Source organism: Kribbella sp. DT2 (assembly GCF_049844575.1).
Lineage (GTDB): Bacteria > Actinomycetota > Actinomycetes > Propionibacteriales > Kribbellaceae > Kribbella.
Genome location: NZ_JBNCLH010000004.1, coordinates 382,081 through 398,311, shown reverse-complemented (window position 1 = coordinate 398,311; position 16,231 = coordinate 382,081). Strand labels below are relative to the sequence as shown.

Here is a 16,231-nt window from a genome sequence, read left to right as displayed (position 1 = left end):
CCCACCTACACCGCCCCGCACCACCTACACCGCCCCGCACCACCTACACCGCCCCGCACCACCTACACCGCCCCGCACCACCTACACCGCCCCGCACACCCACACCGCCCCGAGCCGGGCCCAAGACGGCTCAAGCCGAGCCGGGCGCAAGCCCGAGGCGGCAGACAGCGGGGGCACCGGGTTGTGCCCGGTGCCCCCGCTGGTCGGTGGGTGCTGTGGCGGGTAGGCCGCCGCCCGCCTGCGGACATCCGGCGCAGGCGGGCTCTTGGTCAGTTGTCCGAGCTCTTCTTCCAGAGGTTGATGCCGGCTTCTACGGCGTCGGCGTCGATGGCGTCGAGCTCTTCCTGGGTGAACTTCAGGTTCTTGACGGTGGCCAGGTTGTCCTCCAGCTGGGCGACGCTGGAGGCGCCGATCAGGGCGCTGGTGACTCGGTCGTCGCGCAGGGTCCAGGCGAGGGCCAGCTGGGCTACCGACTGGCCGCGCTGCTTGGCGATCTCGTTGAGGGCTCGGACGTGCTTGAGGGTTTCCTCGGTGAGCATGTCGGTGCTCAGGGACTTGCCCTGGGCGGCGCGGGAGTCGGCGGGGACGCCGTCGAGGTAGCGGTCGGTGAGCATGCCCTGGGCCAGCGGGGAGAACGCGATCACGCCGACGCCGAGGTCGCCGACGGCGTCGAGCAGGTCCTCCTCGATCCAGCGGTTCAGCATCGAGTACGACGGCTGGTGGATCAGCAGCGGCGTGCCGAGGTCGGCCAGGATCGCGGCCGCCTCGCGGGTCTTCTCGGCCGAGTACGACGAGATGCCGGCGTACAGCGCCTTGCCGGAGCGGACGGCCGAGTCGAGCGCGCCCATCGTCTCCTCGAGCGGGGTGTCGGGGTCGAAGCGGTGCGAGTAGAAGATGTCGACGTAGTCCAGGCCCATCCGGTCCAGCGACTGGTCGAGCGAGGCGAGCAGGTACTTGCGCGAGCCGCCGCCCTGACCGTACGGGCCCGGCCACATGTCGTACCCGGCCTTGGTCGACAGGATCAGCTCGTCGCGGTACTTCGCGAAGTCCCGGGCGAAGTGCGTACCGAAGTTGGTCTCCGCCGAGCCGTACGGCGGGCCGTAGTTGTTCGCCAGGTCGAAGTGGGTGACGCCAAGGTCGAACGCCCGGCGCAGGATGTCGCGCTGCGTCGCGAACGGCTTGTCGTCACCGAAGTTGTGCCACAGACCCAGCGAGATGGCCGGCAGCTGCAGGCCGCTGCGTCCCGTCCGCCGATAGGCCATCTGGTCGTCGTACCGGTTCTCAGCTGCTGTGTAGTCAGTCACGATTCTCAGTCTGCACCATGTCGTGACAAGTCCGCGAACCCCTTGTATTTCAGTACAACCGGCGTCGATCAGACCCAGAGATCCACCTTCTTGATCAGCTCGTCCCAGGGCGTGGGTGGGCCCGAGGTCAGGAAGCGGAGCACTCCCAGCATCCGGCTGGCGGGCGGCGCCGTCCAGTGCCGCTCGCCGGGGCGCGGCGGGCCGGTCAGGTTCGACAGTCCCCACTGCAGGTGGAACCAGAGCACCGCCGCCTCCAGCTCGCCGGGCCCGAACCGCACGTCCGCGACCTCCTTGTACGCCGGCAGCACCCGCGCGACGTCCTCCAGCCGGAGCTTGGCGAACTCCATCCCGCGCGGTCCCCAGGCCGCGTCTCCCCAGTCGATCAGCGCCGCGAACCGCCCGGCGTCGTCGACCATCAGGTTCTGCGGAGCCAGGTCCCCGTGCAGCAGAACCTTCGGCGAGCTCTCGTCGAACCGCCCGCGCAGCTCGTCCATCCAGGAACTGAGCCACTGGCCTGTCTCAGGATCGAGATACCCGCCGTCCACCAGCTCGTCGGCAGAGCCCCGGCCGGTACCGGAGTCCTCCGGCACGCCGGGCAGTTCCATCGATGACGAGTTGTCGGTGTCGGAGCCTTCGGGCAGCCTGCCAGAGGCGGAGGCGGAGGCGGAGGCGGAGGCGGAGGCGGAGGCGGAGGCGCCGCTCGGCCCGGGCTGACGAACCTGGTGGAGCAGCGCGACCTCTCGGCCGAGGTCTGGCCAGATGGAGGTTCCGGGCCGGGTGACCAGGTCGGTGCCGTCGACCCGGTCCATCACGACGTACGGCGTGGGGATGCCGTCGACGGGGATGATGCCTTGGGCCACGATGGCAGGTGTTCGGACGCCCGCGCGGCGAGCGGCCGGGATGACAGTGATCTCCTTGTGGAGGTCGGCGGTGAAGTCGTGGGACCGGGGGATTCTCAGGATCAGTGTCGGACCGAGGCGGAAGACGTGGTTGGCGACGCCGCCGGGGAGTTCGGTGAGGTCGTCGGGGTCGACGCTGTGTGCGGTGGCGATTGCTCGTGCCGCGGTCTGGATCGGAGTCATCGGTGCCAGTCTGCGGGGGAGTCCGGTGCGGGCCCACTGGTTTTCGGGCGCGATACTGGCGGGGTGCGAGTTGATCTGGATCCGGAGATCGTCGGTGGCAGGGAGTTCTACGCGGCGCTGAACTCGGTGGTGGTGCCGCGGCCGATCGCCTGGGTGTCGTCGGTCTCGGCGGACGGCGTGCTGAACCTGGCGCCGCACTCGTTCTTCACCGTGTCCTGCGTCCGGCCGCCGATGGTGCAGTTCACCTCGGTCGGCCGCAAGGACAGCCTGAACAACGTCGAGGCGACCCGCGAGTTCGTGGTGAACTTCGCCACCGAGCCGCTGTTCGAGCAGGTCAACGCCACCGGTACCAACTTCCCCGCGGGCATCTCGGAGTTCGAAGCGGTGGGTCTGACCACTGAGCCCTCGAAGACGATCGCGGTCCCGAGGGTCGCCGAGTCCCCGGTGGCCATCGAGTGCACGCTGCACACCACCCTCGAGCTCGGCGACTCCACGGTGGTCATCGGGCAAGTGCGTCACCTGGCCGTCGCCGCCGAGGTGATGGACGGCGACCACCCCGACATCAACCGCCTCCGCCCACTCGCCCGCCTGGGCCAGAACGAGTGGTCGACGATCGGCGAGGTGCTGGACATCACCCGCATCCGCTACGACGACTGGCCCGGGCACTACCAACCCGCCGACTGAGCGGACTCCTGGGCGCGGGAGTCCGGGGGAAACAGCCTGACCGGTCAGAGAACCCTTGATCAGTAAGGGGATCTCGGTCAGCGGTTCGGCGATGGCTCGAAGTTTTCTCCGGTGGCAACCCATCCGGCGGCGGAACGGGTCCGAAGTCCGGGCATGACTTCGCATCAGCGGATCCCTGCAGCGTTGGGTGGCTTGCTCGCCGCCGCGGCCGGTCTTGGCCTCGGCGAGCTGACGGCCGCTCTCGCCGGCGGGACGTCGCCGGTGGTCGGGGTCGGGACTCAGCTGATCGACCTCGCACCTGGACCGGCCAAGGACTGGGCGGTGAAGAACCTCGGCACCGCGGACAAGCCGATTCTTGTGGGTGGAGTGCTGGTCGCGGTCGCGGTGTTCGCGCTCGTGGCCGGTGCGGTCGGGGCGAAGCGGCCCCGGGTCGCGTTGGGGATGACGGTTCTCCTGGGGCTGTTGGCGATTCTCGCCGCGGCGACCGGGCGGTCGTTGGCGTCCAACGCGGTGGTGCGGGTGCTTCCGGGTGTCATCACGTTGCTGGTGGCAACTGTCGGGATGTACCTGGTGCTGCGGACCCGCGGCTACCGGCTCCGTGGGAAGACTGCGCAGCCTGAGGCCGAGGCGCCCGCCGGCTTCGATCGGCGGAAGTTCTTGGTGACCACGCTCGCCCTGGGGGCGGCCGGTGCCGCCGGTGGGGTGGCTTCTCGGGTGCTGCCGGGTGGCGTCGACGAAGCGACTCGGCGCGGGATCCGGCTGCCGGTCCCGGCCAGCCGGGCGAAGGCTCTGCCGGCCGGAGCAGCCGCGGATGCGGCGGGCGTCAGCCCCTTCACCACGCCCAACAAGTCTTTCTACCGGGTGGACACGCTGCTCACCGTTCCCAAGGTCGACCCGCGGAACTGGGAGCTGCGCATCCACGGCATGGTCGACCAGGAGATCCGGCTCAACTTCGCCGATCTGCTCGAACGACGCCTGATCGAGCGGGACATCACGCTGACCTGTGTCTCCAACGAGGTCGGTGGCCCGTACGTCGGCAACGCCCGCTGGATCGGCGTACCGATCGCGGAGATCCTGCGCGAGGCCGGAGTCCAGGCCGGTGCGGACGCGGTGAAGTCGACCAGCGTCGACGGGCTCACCATCGGCACGCCGCTGACCGCGCTGACCGATGGACGGGACGCGATCTTCGCGGTCGGCATGAACGGTGAGCCGCTGCCGTTCGAGCACGGGTTCCCGGTGCGGATGGTCGTCCCGGGCCTCTACGGCTACGTGTCCGCGACCAAGTGGATCGTGGACTTCGAGGTCACCCGGTTCGACGACTTCAGTGCCTACTGGACCGACCGCGGCTGGTCCGTCGAGGCGCCGATCAAGACGTCCTCGCGGATCGACGTGCCCAAGGGGTTCGCCCGGGTCAAGCCGGGGCCTGCGGTCGCCGCCGGAGTCGCCTGGGCACAGCACCGCGGGATCGCGAAGGTCGAGGTCCAGGTCGACGACGGTCCCTGGCAGGAGGCGAAGCTCGCCGACGAGGCAGGCATCGACATCTGGCGGCAGTGGACCTTCCGCTGGGACGCGACCTCCGGCAACCACACGCTCACCGTCCGCGCGACCGACAAGACCGGACAGGTGCAGACCTCCGATCGTGCCGCGCCCCGGCCCAACGGGTCGAGCGGGCTGCACAACACGGTGGTGATGGTCGAGTAACCGATGCCGCCGGACGGCCGAAGCACTGGCCGGCCCGCCCCCGCTCCACTGCGGTCTCGAGCGCGCGAGATGTGCACGGACTTCCAGCAACACCCTTTTCAGCACCACACCTCTCAGTACCGAAGCAGCACCATCCAAAGGAGAACGATCGTCATGTCGAACACCCTGAAGCGCGTCACCATCTCGGCCGCCGCCGTTTCGTTGCTCTTCGCAACGGCTGCCTGTGGCGGTGGCGACGACAACGCCGACAGCGGCAGCGGTAGCACGCCGTCGGCCTCCACGTCCACCTCGACCGAGCCGAGCATGTCGCCGTCGGCTGACAACATGTCGGGTCTGGTCGGCCCGGGGTGTGCGGACTACGCGAAGGCCAACGCCACCGGCGCTGGTTCGATCGACGGTATGGCTGCCGCGCCGGTTGCTTCGGCTGCTGCGGGTAACCCGCTGCTGAAGACGCTGGTCGCTTCGGTGTCGGGGCAGCTGAACCCGAAGGTCAACCTGGTCTCGACGTTGAACAGCGACGAGTTCACCGTGTTCGCGCCGGTCGACTCCGCGTTCGCGAAGATCCCGGCCGCGACGATCAACACGCTGAAGACCGACAGTGCGCTGCTGACCAAGATCCTGACCTACCACGTGGTCCCGGGTCAGCTCGACGCGACCGCGGTCGTCGGCAAGCACGCGACGGCCGAGAAGCAGGAGCTGACCGTGACCGGTTCGGGTCAGAACCTGAAGGTCAACAACGCCAACGTGATCTGCGGCGGTGTGAAGACGGCCAACGCGACTGTCTACCTGATCGACACCGTCCTGATGCCCCCGATGAGCTGATCGCAGCTCACCACTGACCTGGGCGGTGTCACCTTTCATGGTGGCGCCGCCCAGTTCCATTGCCGGCGGCAATGATCGCCCGCACCGACACCGTGACGTCCGCCTCGGTCGTCAGGTGGTTCGACACGGAGATCCGCAGGTAGCGCCGGCCGCGCCACGTCGTACCGCCCATCCAGCAGACGCCGGAGCGCTGGATCTCCTCGATCACCCGGTCGGTCTCGTCTTCCGAGCCGAACGAGACGAGGACCTGGTTGAGCACGATGTCGTTGCCGATCTCGTACCCAGCGGCGCTCAGCTGGTCGGCGAAGGACCGGGCCAGGCCGCAGCAGCGGTCGACGAGATCGCGAACCCCCGTGCGGCCCAACTCCTGCAGGCCTGCCCAGACGGCCAGCCCGCGGCCGCGGCGGGAGGACTCGATGGCATAGTCACCTGGCTCTGGTTCACCCGAGGCGACCAGGTACGACGCGCTGTAGGCCAGGGCGTTCGCGTGCGCCGCGGGATGGGCGGAGAAGACGAAACCGCTGTCGTACGGGAGATTCAGCCACTTGTGCCCGTCGCAGGCCCACGAGTCCGCGCGTTCCACACCGCTGACCTGGTCGCGGAGGCTGGGGCTCGCCGCTGCCCAGAGACCGAAGGCGCCATCGACGTGGACCCAGCCGCCGTGCTCGTGGACGAGATCGCAGGCAGCGCCGAGCGGGTCCGCGGCACCGGTGTTCACGTTGCCTGCTTGGAGACAGACGATCAGCGGGCCGGTGTGGTCGGCCAGCCGGGCCCGCAACGCGCCGAGGTCGATCGCGCCGTTGGAGTCCGCGGGCACGAGCTCGAGGGAGCGGGAGCCGAAGCCGAGGAGTCGCAGCGAACGGTCGATCGTGGCGTGGCGTTCCTCGCCCGCGAGGATGCGGACCTGAGGTGCTCCGGCCAGGCCGTCGCCTTCGACGTCCCAGCCGGCCAGGCCGAGCACGTGGTTCCGGGCGGCGGCCAGGGCGATCGTGTTCGCGGACTGCGCGCCGGTGGCGAACCCGGCCGAAACGGCCGGAGGGAGTCCGAGTAGTTCCTTCAGCCAGTCGGCGGCCGCTTGCTCGGCGGCGGCCGCGGCGGGGGAGAGCACGCTGTTCCAGGCGTTCTCATCCCAGCCGGCGGCGAGGATCTCGGCCGCGGTCGCGGCGGGGAGAGCGCCGCCGACGACGAATCCGAAGTAGCGCGGGCCCGCGCTCGCGACGATTCCGGGGTCGGCGACAGCGATCAGCTCGTCGATCACTTCGGAGGCCGGCCTGCCCTCGTCACCGAGTGGTCGGCGGAAGTCGGCGCGGACCTCCGGGTAGGACCTGGCAGCGTTGACGGGTCGTTCGGCGAGGGAGTCGCGAAGGCGGCGGCGTGCGTTGCCGCGCGGGTGAAGAGCTGGTGCGAGTGCGACGAAGGCTGCATGGTCCGACTGTCCCATTCGGTCGAGGGGTGGAGGTCATGGATCAGCTGAGAGTGCGCGTCAGGGCTTGCAGAACCGGCGTGAGGTGGATGGCCTCGAGGTCCGCGGGCTGGGTGGTCGCGGGACGCCAGCGCGAGCCGGTGACGTACTGGATCCACGGAGTCAGGGGGCCGGGTTGGACCGAGTAGGCGCGGAGGGAGAGGCCGAGCATGACGGCCAGGGCGGGCAGGATCGAGAGGTCGGTGACGACGTGCACGAGCAGCAGACCGCGGGCAGGCAGGGCGACGAGCACGCCGTGCGGTGGGTTCTCGACGTGAAGGGTCTCGCGCAGGACCGTGTCGAGGACCAGAGCACGCGAGGCCGCGAAGCTGGAACCGCCGATGACCGCGAGGGTGGCGCCGTCGTGGTCGACGGACTCGAGCCGGTCGGGGAGACGGCGGAGGTTGGCCAAGGCCGCGTCGAGAGCGTCGGCACGGGTCATGCCGAAGTCGGCAGGGTCGAGGTGGAGGGTGACGACGCCCTCGTCGTGCGTCGCCGGTACGGCAAGTAGTCCGGGCAGGAACTCGGGCGTGCCGGCCGTCCAGTCCGGTGGGAGCGAGCTGGTGGGCACGAGTCGGGCGACGAGGTCGCGGACCGGGTCGGTGGGTGGTGCGGGTGGACCGTGGCTGAGGTGCTCGCCGAGGCGGTCGAAGTGGTCGCTGACCAGTTGGGGCCAACGGTGCGGATGTTCGGTGGCGACGATGCGGGCAAGGTTGCCAAGACCGGCGACCATGCTGGATCGGACATTGGGCAGGAGCGGTCCCGGCGCCAGGAGCAGGGCGTCGGTCCCGTCGAAGGTCGCCCGCAGCCCGCGCTCGCCGGCGGCGTCGAGGGACAGCCGGACGAGATGGGCCGCCTGCGCCCCGGTCAGCGGAGCCAGGGCAGAGTCGTTGCCTGAAGCCCGTTCCGGTGGATGCTGGATGGTCATGAAGTACCTCCTCGCCAAAGAAAGTACGAGGATTCGGGCGCCTGGACGCGACGAGTTCGCGGGCTGTGGACAACCCGGCGGTTATCCTGCCCGCAGTCGAGTCCTAGGAGTGTGAGGTATGTCGGACACCCCGGCGTCGCGGCCGTCGTCGGCGGCCCGGCTCTCGTTGTCGCACATCACGGCGCAGAACGAGACGAACCTGCTCGGCACGGTGCACGGTGGCGTGATCATGACGCTGGTCGACTCGGTCGCCGGCGTGGTCGCGGCCCGGCACTCGGGCGGTCCGGCGGTGACCGCGTCGATGGACGAGATGCAGTTCCTGGTCCCGGTCCGGGTCGGCGACGTCGTGCACTTCACCGCCCAGGTGAACTGGACCGGCCGCAGCTCGATGGAGATCGGGGTCCGGATCACCGCGGACCGCTGGGACTCGGTCGGCCCGCAGGTGCACGTCGCCACGGCGTACCTGGTGTTCGTGGCCGTCGACGCCGGCGGTCAGCCGCGGGCGGTACCGCAGGTCGAGCCGGAGAACGACGAGGACCGGCGCCGGATGCGTGAGGCCGAGATCCGGCGCAGTCACCGGCTGGCCCGGCGCAAGGCGATCATCGCCTCCCGCGAGGACCTCGATGACGTTGTTCACTAGCGCGCGGCGGCACCCGTCGGCCATCTTGCTGGTCGTCCAGCTGCTCGGCGTACTGATCTATCCCGCGATGGAGGGATCGCGCGGTGGGCGGGTGGCGTTCGAGACGCTCGGCATCGTCGTCCTGGTGCTGGCGGTCTTCTCGGTCCGCTCGACCCCCGGTCTCACCTGGGTCAGCGTCTGCCTGGGCATCCCGGCGGTGGTCCTGTCGATGGTCGACGCGTTTCGCCCGACCGACGCGATCGTGCCGATCTCCGGCGCGTTCCACGCGGCGTTCTACTTCTACGCGGCGTACAGCCTGCTGCGGTACATGCTGTCCGACCACGACGTCAGCGTCGACGAGCTCTACGCGACCGGCGCGACGTTCACGCTGGTGGCGTGGGGATTCGCGTACGTGTTCGTGGTCGTTCAGGCCTTCGACCCGGGCAGCTTCACCGCCGCGGTCAACCCGCAGCAGGACCGGACGTGGATGGAGCTGCTGTTCCTGAGCTTCACCACCCTGTCCAGCACGGGGCTCAGCGACATCGTCCCGATCAAGTCCTGGGCGCGGTCCGTGGTCATGCTCGAGCAGTTGGCCGGTCTTGGATACGTCGCGATGGTCGTCTCCCGGCTCGTCGGCCTCACGGTCGCCAAGAAGAGCTAGCGGCGCGGCCAGGAAGCGAGCAGATCCCTGGCCGCCCGAAGAGCGACCTCGGGCGCGTGCGGCATGGCCGCGATCCGGAAGCTGACCAGCGCTCCCTCGTGCAGCAGCAGCAACCGGTCCGCGAGCTCGTCCACCTGGTCGAGCCCGGCCAGCTCGGCCTGCGCGACGAACTCCGCCCGCATCCACTGCTTCTGCCCGACGATCACCGCCATCGCGGGGTGATCGGGAGCCGCCAGCTCGACGCTCGCGTTGATGAACCCGCAGCCGCGCTGCGACTCCTCCATCCAGTCGCTCAGGGCCGCGAACAGCGCAAGGATCACCTCTTCGGGCCCGGTGGGCTTCCGCTCGGCGAGCTGGTCGTCGAGGAACGCGTGCCACTGGCGGTTCCGCCGTTCCAGGTACGCCGCGATCAGCCGGTCCTTCGAGCCGAACCGGTCGTACAGCGTCTTCTTGGTCACCTCGGCGGCGTCCGCGATCGCGTCGACGCCGACCGCGCGCACGCCCTGGGCGTAGAACAACGTCGACGCCGCCGACAGGATCCGCTCCCCGGCGGGCGTCAGCGGCTTGACCGGGACGTCGGTCCCGTTGCGCTCCACGAGCAGGGCGGATCTCAGCTGCTGATCGACCATACTGACAGTATACCGACCGGTGTGGTTACTTCGAGGCATGACCGCTACGGAAGTCCTCCCGGTTCCACGAAGAACCACGATGATCCCGCTGCTGGCGGGAGCCGGGTTCGTCGTGTTCTGGAGCTCGGGCTTCATCGGCGCCCGTTGGGGTACGACGTACAGCTCGGCAGTCGATCTGCTCGCCTGGCGGTTCCTGCTGGCCGGCGCGGTCGCCGCCCTGGTCCTCGCGATCCGCCGGCCGAGGATCAGCCGCGCGGACGTGCTGACCCACGTCGCGATGGCGTTCCTGACCCAGTTCGTCTACCTGGGCCTGATCTTCACCGGCATCGACCACGGCATTCCCGCCGGTCTGACCGCCCTGATCGGATCGCTCCAGCCGATCCTGATCGCCACCGTCGCCGGACCCCTGCTCGGCGAACGCGTGTCACCGCTGCAGTGGGCGGGCCTGCTGGTCGGCCTCGGCGGGGTCGGCCTGGTCGTTGCCGATGACCTGGGCCACGGATCACCGTTGCTCTTCCTGCTTCCCTTCGGTGGACTGCTCGGCCTCGCCGCCGGTACGTGCCTCGAACGCAAGCGCCGGCCGAAGGCCCACCTCCTCGACGCGCTCTGCCTGCAAAGCCTGGTCTCCGGCGTCCTCTTCCTGACCTTCGCCACCGTGACCCAGCAGATGACCGTCCCGCACGAGCTGGGTTTCTACGGCGCCGCGGTCTGGCTGGTCGTCCTCTCGACCACCGGCGGCTGGGGGCTGTACCTGGTCAACCTCCGCCTGTCCGGCGCGACCCGCGTCAGCTCCCTGCTCTACCTCGTGCCGCCGACCACGATGGTGCTGGCCTACCTGATGTTCCACGAGACGATCGGTCTGCTCGCCGTCCTCGGGATCGGCGTCTGCGCGATCGCCGTCCTGCTGATTCGTTGGCCGAACCCCCGGCAAAGCGACCCCGAGATGGCTACGCTGCGGTCATGGCGGAACCGCGGTGGCTGAACGAGCAAGAGCAGCAGGCCTGGCGTGCGTTCATCGCGGCGCAGCGGGTGGTCAACGGGCGGATCGAGCAGCAGTTGCAGCGCGACGCCGGGATGCCGCACACGTACTACGAGATCCTGGTCCGGCTCTCCGACGCCACCGACGGACGGCTCCGGATGAGCGAGCTCGCCGTCGCCACCCTCGGGTCCCGCAGCCGTCTCTCGCACGCGGTGAACCGGCTCGAACAGGTCGGCTGGGTCCGCCGTGAGGGGATCTCGTCCGACCGTCGCGGTCAGGTCGCGATCCTCACCGACGCGGGCCGCGCGAAGCTGAAGGAGACCGCGCCGGGGCATGTCGAGACGGTCCGTTCGGCGGTCTTCGACCCGCTGACCGACGAGCAGGTCCAGCAGCTGCACGACATCTGCGCCGCCCTGGTTCGCGACTCCGGTGGCAGCGAGGACAGTCCCGCCTGGGCGCCCAGCTGAGGCCTGTCGGTCACAATGGGCGTCGATGAAGACTTTCCAGGGCGTCGCCGCAGTCACAGCCACCGCACTCCTTCTGGCCGGATGCTCCGACTCGAGCTCGCCGACGGCAGGGCCCAGCACGGCCCCCTCGTCGTCGGCGACGATCCCGCCGACGGACACTCCGCCGCCGTCCACACCGTCGTCGCAGCCACCCAGTACGCCGTCCAGCACGCCGCCGGCCGGCTGCCTCGACCAGAAGCTGGCCGGGCTGACCGTGCGGGAGCGCGCGGCGCAGCTGATCATGACGGGCATCAGCGCGACCGGTATGACGTCGGACGAGCGCACCGTCGTACGGAGTCGTAAGCCGGGCGGCATCCTGCTGATGGGGAACGGTGGCAGCCTCAGTCACACCCGTACGGCGACGGCCGCCGCGACCGCCGCGGCCACGGTCGACGGGATCAAGCCGTTCGTCGCCGCGGACCAGGAGGGTGGCAAGATCCAGCGGCTCAAGGGTTCCGGCTTCGACCGGATCCCGGCCGCGACGGTCCAGGCCGGTTGGTCCGCGGAGAAGCTCACCAGCCAGGCCACCCTGTGGGCCAAGCAGCTCAAGCAGGCGGGCGTGAACCTCGACCTCGCGCCGGTCGGGGACGTCGTACCGAAGTCGCTCGGGGACGACAACGCGCCGATCGGGGCGCTGGACCGCAACTACGGCAGTACGCCGGGCCCGATCGGCGAGCACGTCACCGCGTTCGTGAAGGGCATGGACGCCGCCGGGGTGATGACGTCGGTCAAGCACTTCCCGGGCCTCGGGCGGGTCCGCGGCAACACCGACTTCTCCTCGGGTGTCGTCGACTCCGTCACGGTCCGCGGCGACGCCGACCTGGCGCCGTTCGCTGCCGGGATCAAGGCGGGCAGCGACCTGGTGATGGTCTCGACCGTCACCTACAGCAAGATCGACAAGACCAACCGGGCCGTCTTCTCCCCGACCATCATCCAGGGCATGCTCCGCGGCGATCTCCAGTACGACGGGGTGGTGATCACCGACGACGTCGGAGCCGCCGCCGAGGTGGCCTCCGTGCCGGCCGGTGACCGGGCGACGCTGTTCATCGCCGCGGGCGGTGACGTGGTGATCACCGCGAAGGCGTCGCTGACCTCGGCGATGGTCGACGCCGTGGTCGCGAAGGCCCAGCAGGACAAGGCGTTCGCCGCCAAGGTCGACGCCAGTGTGCGCCGGGTCCTCGCGCTGAAGCAGAGCCGGGCACTGGTGAGCTGCGGGTGATCCCCGAGGAAGAACCCGACTACCGGTTCACCCTGGCCAACGAACGCACGTACCTGGCCTACCTGCGGACATCACTCGCCTGTTATGCCGGCGGCCTGTCAGCGGTCCAGTTCCTCGATCTCGGCCCGGACCGCTGGCCGGCCAGGATCATCGGCATCGTGCTCGTCCTCACCGGGCTGGTCACCACCGCGGGCGCCTTCCGCCGCTGGCAGGCGAACCTGACCGCGATGCGGCAGGGCGGGCGGCTGCCCGTGACCCGCCTGCCGTTGATGCTCGGGGCAACGATCGTGGTGGTCGGGCTGGTCGGCCTGCTGTTCAGCCTGTGGCGATGACCCGCGACCCCGGTCTGCAGCCCGAGCGCACGCTGCTCGCCTGGCGGCGGACCGCCCTCGGCCTGGTCGCCAACGGGGTCCTCCTGCTCGCGTCCGGGCACGGGACGTCGGGAGTCCGGACCGGGCTCGGCGTCGTGGTCGTCGTCCTGGCGCTGGCCTGCTGGGCCGCCGTGAGCGCGGTCTACCGGCAGGCGGCCGACTCCCGGCCGCCGGGCTTTCTGGGCAAGGAAAGAGTGCTGCAGGCGGCCGCCGGTCTGGTCCTGCTGGTCGGGCTGTTCGACCTCTACGCGGTGGTCACTCGCTGACACCGGCTGGTCACGGATTGGTCGCGCTGAGTCAATGTGTTCACAATCTCGCGGTACCTTGCCAGGACGGATGTCAGCTCAACGGTCCGTTGCCCCTAGCATGTTCACGGTTTGTCCCTCGTTCACCCGGAGCTTGAAGTGCCGTTACGTCTGCGTCCGAACGACCCGACGTTCTACGACCTTTTCACCGAGTCCGCCAACCACCTCGTCGACGGAGCCCGCATCCTGGCCGACCTGCTCGGCAGTACGGCGGGGACCGGTCTGGCGGCCAGTCACCAGATCGCCGCCCAGATGAAGGATGCCGAGCACGCGGCCGACGAGACCACCCACTCGATCATCCGCCGCGTCAACTCGACCTTCGTCACGCCGTTCGACCGTGAGGACATCTACCGTCTCGCGTCCGACCTGGACGACGTGATGGACTTCATGGAAGAGGCCGTCGACTCGATCCACCTGTTCAACCTGGAGTCGTTGCCGGCGGAGGTCGCCGAGCAGATCGAGGTCCTGCAGCGGATGGCCGCGCTGACCTCGGAGACGATGCCGCGGCTGCGCACGATGAAGGACCTGGCCGAGTACTGGATCGAGATCAACCGGCTGGAGAACACCGGTGACGCGGTGCACCGGCGCATCATCGCCAAGCTGTTCAGCGGTGAGTTCGACGCGCTGACGGTGATGAAGGTGAAGACCGTGATCGACCTGCTGGAGGACGCCGTCGACGCGTTCGAGCACGTCGCGAACACGGTCGAGCAGATCGCCGTCAAGGAGAGCTGAGCGTGGAGCTCGCGCTCGTCATCGCGGTCATCGCGATCGCGCTCATCTTCGACTACACCAACGGCTTCCACGACGCGGCCAACGCGATCGCCACCTCCGTCTCGACCCGGGCGCTGACGCCCCGGGTCGCGTTGCTGATGGCAGCGGTGATGAACTTCCTCGGCGCCTTCCTCGGGACCGAGGTCGCCGACACCGTCGGCAAGGGCATCATCGTCACCCCCAGTGGCCAGCACGGCCTGGTGATCGTGCTGTCGGCGTTGATCGGTGCCATCACCTGGAACCTGATCACCTGGTACTTCGGCCTGCCGAGCTCCTCGTCGCACGCGCTGATCGGCGGCCTGGTCGGCGCCGGGCTGGCCTCGACCAGCGTCGTGCTGTGGTCGGGCATCGTCGACAAGGTCGTCATCCCGATGGTGCTGTCCCCGGCGATCGGCTTCCTCGGCGCGTTCGCGCTGATGACCGCGATCCTGTGGATCTTCCGGCGCAGAAACCCCGGCAAGACCACCCGGGGCTTCCGCCTGGCCCAGTCGCTGTCCGCGGCCGCGATGGCGCTCGGGCACGGCCTGCAGGACGCCCAGAAGACGATGGGCGTGATGTTCCTCGCCCTGCTCAGCACCGGTCACGTCCAGCCCGGTCAGGGCATCCCGATCTGGGTGAAGATCTCCGCCGCGACCGCGATCTCGCTCGGCACCTACTCCGGTGGCTGGCGGATCATGCGGACGCTGGGCCGCCGGATCATCCACCTGGACCCGGCCCGCGGCTTCGCCTCCGAGGCGGTCGCCGCGACCGTGCTCTACGTGATGGCGATCGGCCTGCACGCCCCGGTGTCGACCACGCACACGATCACCTCCGCGGTGATGGGCGCCGGCGCGACCAAGCGGCTGTCCGCCGTACGGTGGGGTGTCGCGAAGGGAATCGTCACCGCCTGGGTGCTGACCATCCCGGCGGCCGGCGTGGTGGCGGCGGCGTGCTACTGGCTGGCGCACTGGATCCTCGAGTAGTTCACGCCCGGTTCACCCGGAAGGATTAGCGTCCGATGCGTTCCTGACGCCGCCCTCCCGGGATGTGATCGTGATGGATCTGTCGTTCCTCGTCATCGTGGTGATCGTCACCGCTTTGGTGTTCGACTTCACCAACGGCTTCCACGACACCGCGAACGCGATGGCCACCTCCATCGCGACCGGCGCGCTCAGACCCAAGGTCGCCGTCGGTCTGTCCGCCGTACTGAACCTGGTCGGGGCGTTCGTCTCGACCGAGGTCGCCAAGACCATCTCCAGCGGGCTGGTCGACGACGCGAAGGTGACGGTCCCGATCATCTTCGGCGGCCTGGTCGGCGCGATCCTGTGGAACCTGCTGACCTGGTACCTCGGCCTGCCGAGCTCGTCGTCGCACGCGCTGTTCGGCGGCCTGATCGGGGCCACCTGGATCGCGGCCGGCAGCGGCGCGGTCAACTTCGGCACCGTCGTGCAGAAGATCGTCGTCCCCGCCGTCGCGGCGCCGATCATCGCCGGCGTGATCGCGCTGCTGGGCACCTACCTGGCCTACACGATCACCCGGCGCGGCCGGAAGAAGACCGTCGACGACGGGTTCCGGGCCGGCCAGATCGCGTCGGCCTCGCTGGTCTCGCTGGCGCACGGCACCGGTGACGCGCAGAAGACGATGGGCATCATCACCCTGGTGCTGATCACCTCGGGCACGCTCGCGCCGGGCTCCCGGCCGCCACTGTGGGTGATCGGCTCGGCCGGCCTGGCGATTGCCCTGGGCACCTACCTGGGCGGCTGGCGGATCATCCGCACGATGGGCAAGGGCCTGACCGAGATCGAGTCGCCGCAGGGGTTCGCCGCGGAGACCAGTTCCACCGCCGTACTGCTGGCGTCGTCGCACCTGGGCTTCCCGCTGTCGACCACGCAGGTCTGCTCGGGCAGCATCCTCGGCGCCGGCCTCGGCAAGCGCCTCGCCGAGGTCCGCTGGACGGTGGCCGGACGGATGGCGCTGGCCTGGCTGTTCACCTTGCCGGCCGCTGCGGTGGTCGGTGCGCTGAGCGGCCGCGTCGCCAACTCGGGCAACGGCGGTGTGGCCATCATCGCGGTGGTTGCCGCCGTCGCCGGGCTCGCCATCTACATGGCCTCGCGCCGCAAGCCGGTCACCTCCGGCAACGTGAACGAGTACCCCGGTACGACGACGACGCCGCCGCCGTCGTCGGTGCCGGCAGCCTGAGAGGAGTCAG

At 69.5% G+C, this 16,231-nt stretch carries 18 protein-coding genes; 13 read left to right on the top strand and 5 right to left on the bottom strand.

All coding sequences use genetic code 11. The features are described 5' to 3' along the window. Window positions 1-269 precede the first annotated feature (269 nt). Both mgrA and ACLQ2O_RS19905 read right to left on the bottom strand, forming a co-directional pair. The gene (gene mgrA, locus ACLQ2O_RS19910) at window positions 270-1,304 is read right to left on the bottom strand and encodes an L-glyceraldehyde 3-phosphate reductase (protein ID WP_425833438.1); all 1,035 of its coding nucleotides are present in this window, start codon (window positions 1,302-1,304) and stop codon (window positions 270-272) included. Window positions 1,305-1,372: 68 nt separating this feature from the next. Next, the gene (locus ACLQ2O_RS19905) at window positions 1,373-2,386 is read right to left on the bottom strand and encodes a phosphotransferase family protein (protein ID WP_425833436.1); all 1,014 of its coding nucleotides are present in this window, start codon (window positions 2,384-2,386) and stop codon (window positions 1,373-1,375) included. 63 nt (window positions 2,387-2,449) lie between these two features. Here ACLQ2O_RS19905 and ACLQ2O_RS19900 point away from each other — a divergent pair, with 63 nt between their 5' ends. The 3 genes from ACLQ2O_RS19900 (at window position 2,450) to ACLQ2O_RS19890 (ending at window position 5,593) form a co-directional block, all read left to right on the top strand. Continuing rightward, window positions 2,450-3,070, top strand: coding sequence for a flavin reductase family protein (locus ACLQ2O_RS19900; RefSeq protein WP_425833434.1), 621 nt, complete (start codon window positions 2,450-2,452; stop codon window positions 3,068-3,070). 153 nt (window positions 3,071-3,223) lie between these two features. Further along, window positions 3,224-4,771, top strand: coding sequence for a molybdopterin-dependent oxidoreductase (locus ACLQ2O_RS19895; protein WP_425833432.1), 1,548 nt, complete (start codon window positions 3,224-3,226; stop codon window positions 4,769-4,771). A gap of 153 nt (window positions 4,772-4,924) precedes the next feature. Then, window positions 4,925-5,593, top strand: coding sequence for a fasciclin domain-containing protein (locus ACLQ2O_RS19890; protein WP_425833430.1), 669 nt, complete (start codon window positions 4,925-4,927; stop codon window positions 5,591-5,593). A 28-nt stretch (window positions 5,594-5,621) separates the two neighbouring features. Here the strand turns inward: ACLQ2O_RS19890 and ACLQ2O_RS19885 are convergent, their stop codons facing one another. Together ACLQ2O_RS19885 and ACLQ2O_RS19880 are read right to left on the bottom strand one after the other, a co-directional pair. After that, complete coding sequence (locus ACLQ2O_RS19885) at window positions 5,622-7,034, bottom strand: pyridoxal phosphate-dependent decarboxylase family protein (protein ID WP_425833428.1); 1,413 nt, start codon at window positions 7,032-7,034, stop codon at window positions 5,622-5,624. 25 nt (window positions 7,035-7,059) lie between these two features. Continuing rightward, complete coding sequence (locus tag ACLQ2O_RS19880; protein WP_425833426.1) at window positions 7,060-7,983, bottom strand: hypothetical protein; 924 nt, start codon at window positions 7,981-7,983, stop codon at window positions 7,060-7,062. Window positions 7,984-8,101: 118 nt separating this feature from the next. On the opposite strand from ACLQ2O_RS19880, the gene ACLQ2O_RS19875 reads away from it, so the two are divergent. Both ACLQ2O_RS19875 and ACLQ2O_RS19870 read left to right on the top strand, forming a co-directional pair. Beyond that, entirely contained in the window at window positions 8,102-8,623 is a 522-nt protein-coding gene (locus ACLQ2O_RS19875; protein ID WP_425833424.1) for an acyl-CoA thioesterase, read from the top strand. Further along, complete coding sequence (locus ACLQ2O_RS19870; RefSeq protein WP_425833422.1) at window positions 8,607-9,263, top strand: ion channel; 657 nt, start codon at window positions 8,607-8,609, stop codon at window positions 9,261-9,263. The genes ACLQ2O_RS19875 and ACLQ2O_RS19870 overlap by 17 nt, the downstream gene beginning before the upstream one ends. On the opposite strand, the gene ACLQ2O_RS19865 is transcribed toward ACLQ2O_RS19870, so the two are convergent. Continuing rightward, window positions 9,260-9,892 carry a TetR/AcrR family transcriptional regulator gene (locus ACLQ2O_RS19865; protein WP_425833420.1) on the bottom strand — a complete coding sequence of 211 codons (633 nt, stop codon included), beginning with the start codon at window positions 9,890-9,892 and terminating at the stop codon, window positions 9,260-9,262. The genes ACLQ2O_RS19870 and ACLQ2O_RS19865 overlap by 4 nt on opposite strands. 37 nt (window positions 9,893-9,929) lie before the next feature. Between ACLQ2O_RS19865 and ACLQ2O_RS19860 the strand changes: the two genes are divergently transcribed. From ACLQ2O_RS19860 to ACLQ2O_RS19825, 8 genes are all read left to right on the top strand, one after another. Further along, a complete protein-coding gene (locus ACLQ2O_RS19860) occupies window positions 9,930-10,874 on the top strand; it encodes a DMT family transporter (RefSeq protein ID WP_425833418.1) in 945 nt (314 codons plus the stop codon). Then, window positions 10,853-11,338: a MarR family winged helix-turn-helix transcriptional regulator gene (locus tag ACLQ2O_RS19855; RefSeq protein ID WP_425833416.1), complete on the top strand. Its 486-nt coding sequence runs from the start codon at window positions 10,853-10,855 to the stop codon at window positions 11,336-11,338. Before ACLQ2O_RS19860 ends, ACLQ2O_RS19855 begins: the two co-directional genes overlap by 22 nt. Window positions 11,339-11,363: 25 nt before the next feature. Next, entirely contained in the window at window positions 11,364-12,596 is a 1,233-nt protein-coding gene (locus ACLQ2O_RS19850; RefSeq protein ID WP_425833414.1) for a glycoside hydrolase family 3 N-terminal domain-containing protein, read from the top strand. Further along, on the top strand, window positions 12,593-12,928 hold the full coding sequence (locus tag ACLQ2O_RS19845; protein ID WP_425833412.1) for a YidH family protein: 336 nt from the start codon (window positions 12,593-12,595) through the stop codon (window positions 12,926-12,928). The genes ACLQ2O_RS19850 and ACLQ2O_RS19845 overlap by 4 nt, the downstream gene beginning before the upstream one ends. Further along, window positions 12,925-13,233, top strand: a complete 309-nt coding sequence (locus ACLQ2O_RS19840; protein WP_425833410.1) for a DUF202 domain-containing protein — start codon at window positions 12,925-12,927, stop codon at window positions 13,231-13,233. Before ACLQ2O_RS19845 ends, ACLQ2O_RS19840 begins: the two co-directional genes overlap by 4 nt. Before the next feature lie 138 nt (window positions 13,234-13,371). After that, entirely contained in the window at window positions 13,372-14,004 is a 633-nt protein-coding gene (locus ACLQ2O_RS19835) for a DUF47 domain-containing protein (protein WP_425833408.1), read from the top strand. Between the two features lie 2 nt (window positions 14,005-14,006). Next, window positions 14,007-15,005 (top strand): anion permease, encoded by a 999-nt coding sequence (locus ACLQ2O_RS19830; protein ID WP_425833406.1) that lies wholly within the window; start codon window positions 14,007-14,009, stop codon window positions 15,003-15,005. A gap of 70 nt (window positions 15,006-15,075) precedes the next feature. Continuing rightward, window positions 15,076-16,221, top strand: a complete 1,146-nt coding sequence (locus tag ACLQ2O_RS19825; RefSeq protein WP_425833404.1) for an anion permease — start codon at window positions 15,076-15,078, stop codon at window positions 16,219-16,221. Window positions 16,222-16,231 lie beyond the last annotated feature (10 nt).

What these genes read in the sequence shown, in the direction of transcription:
- ACLQ2O_RS19895 (WP_425833432.1), top strand. Translation starts at nt 3,224, where the DNA reads ATGACTTCGCATCAGCGGATCCCTGCAGCGTTGGGTGGCTTGCTCGCC.
- ACLQ2O_RS19855 (WP_425833416.1), top strand. Translation starts at nt 10,853, where the DNA reads ATGGCGGAACCGCGGTGGCTGAACGAGCAAGAGCAGCAGGCCTGGCGT.
- ACLQ2O_RS19905 (WP_425833436.1), bottom strand. Translation starts at nt 2,386, where the DNA reads ATGACTCCGATCCAGACCGCGGCACGAGCAATCGCCACCGCACACAGC.
- ACLQ2O_RS19885 (WP_425833428.1), bottom strand. Translation starts at nt 7,034, where the DNA reads ATGGGACAGTCGGACCATGCAGCCTTCGTCGCACTCGCACCAGCTCTT.
- ACLQ2O_RS19840 (WP_425833410.1), top strand. Translation starts at nt 12,925, where the DNA reads ATGACCCGCGACCCCGGTCTGCAGCCCGAGCGCACGCTGCTCGCCTGG.
- ACLQ2O_RS19850 (WP_425833414.1), top strand. Translation starts at nt 11,364, where the DNA reads ATGAAGACTTTCCAGGGCGTCGCCGCAGTCACAGCCACCGCACTCCTT.
- ACLQ2O_RS19865 (WP_425833420.1), bottom strand. Translation starts at nt 9,892, where the DNA reads ATGGTCGATCAGCAGCTGAGATCCGCCCTGCTCGTGGAGCGCAACGGG.
- ACLQ2O_RS19880 (WP_425833426.1), bottom strand. Translation starts at nt 7,983, where the DNA reads ATGACCATCCAGCATCCACCGGAACGGGCTTCAGGCAACGACTCTGCC.
- ACLQ2O_RS19870 (WP_425833422.1), top strand. Translation starts at nt 8,607, where the DNA reads ATGACGTTGTTCACTAGCGCGCGGCGGCACCCGTCGGCCATCTTGCTG.
- ACLQ2O_RS19875 (WP_425833424.1), top strand. Translation starts at nt 8,102, where the DNA reads ATGTCGGACACCCCGGCGTCGCGGCCGTCGTCGGCGGCCCGGCTCTCG.
- ACLQ2O_RS19860 (WP_425833418.1), top strand. Translation starts at nt 9,930, where the DNA reads ATGACCGCTACGGAAGTCCTCCCGGTTCCACGAAGAACCACGATGATC.
- ACLQ2O_RS19890 (WP_425833430.1), top strand. Translation starts at nt 4,925, where the DNA reads ATGTCGAACACCCTGAAGCGCGTCACCATCTCGGCCGCCGCCGTTTCG.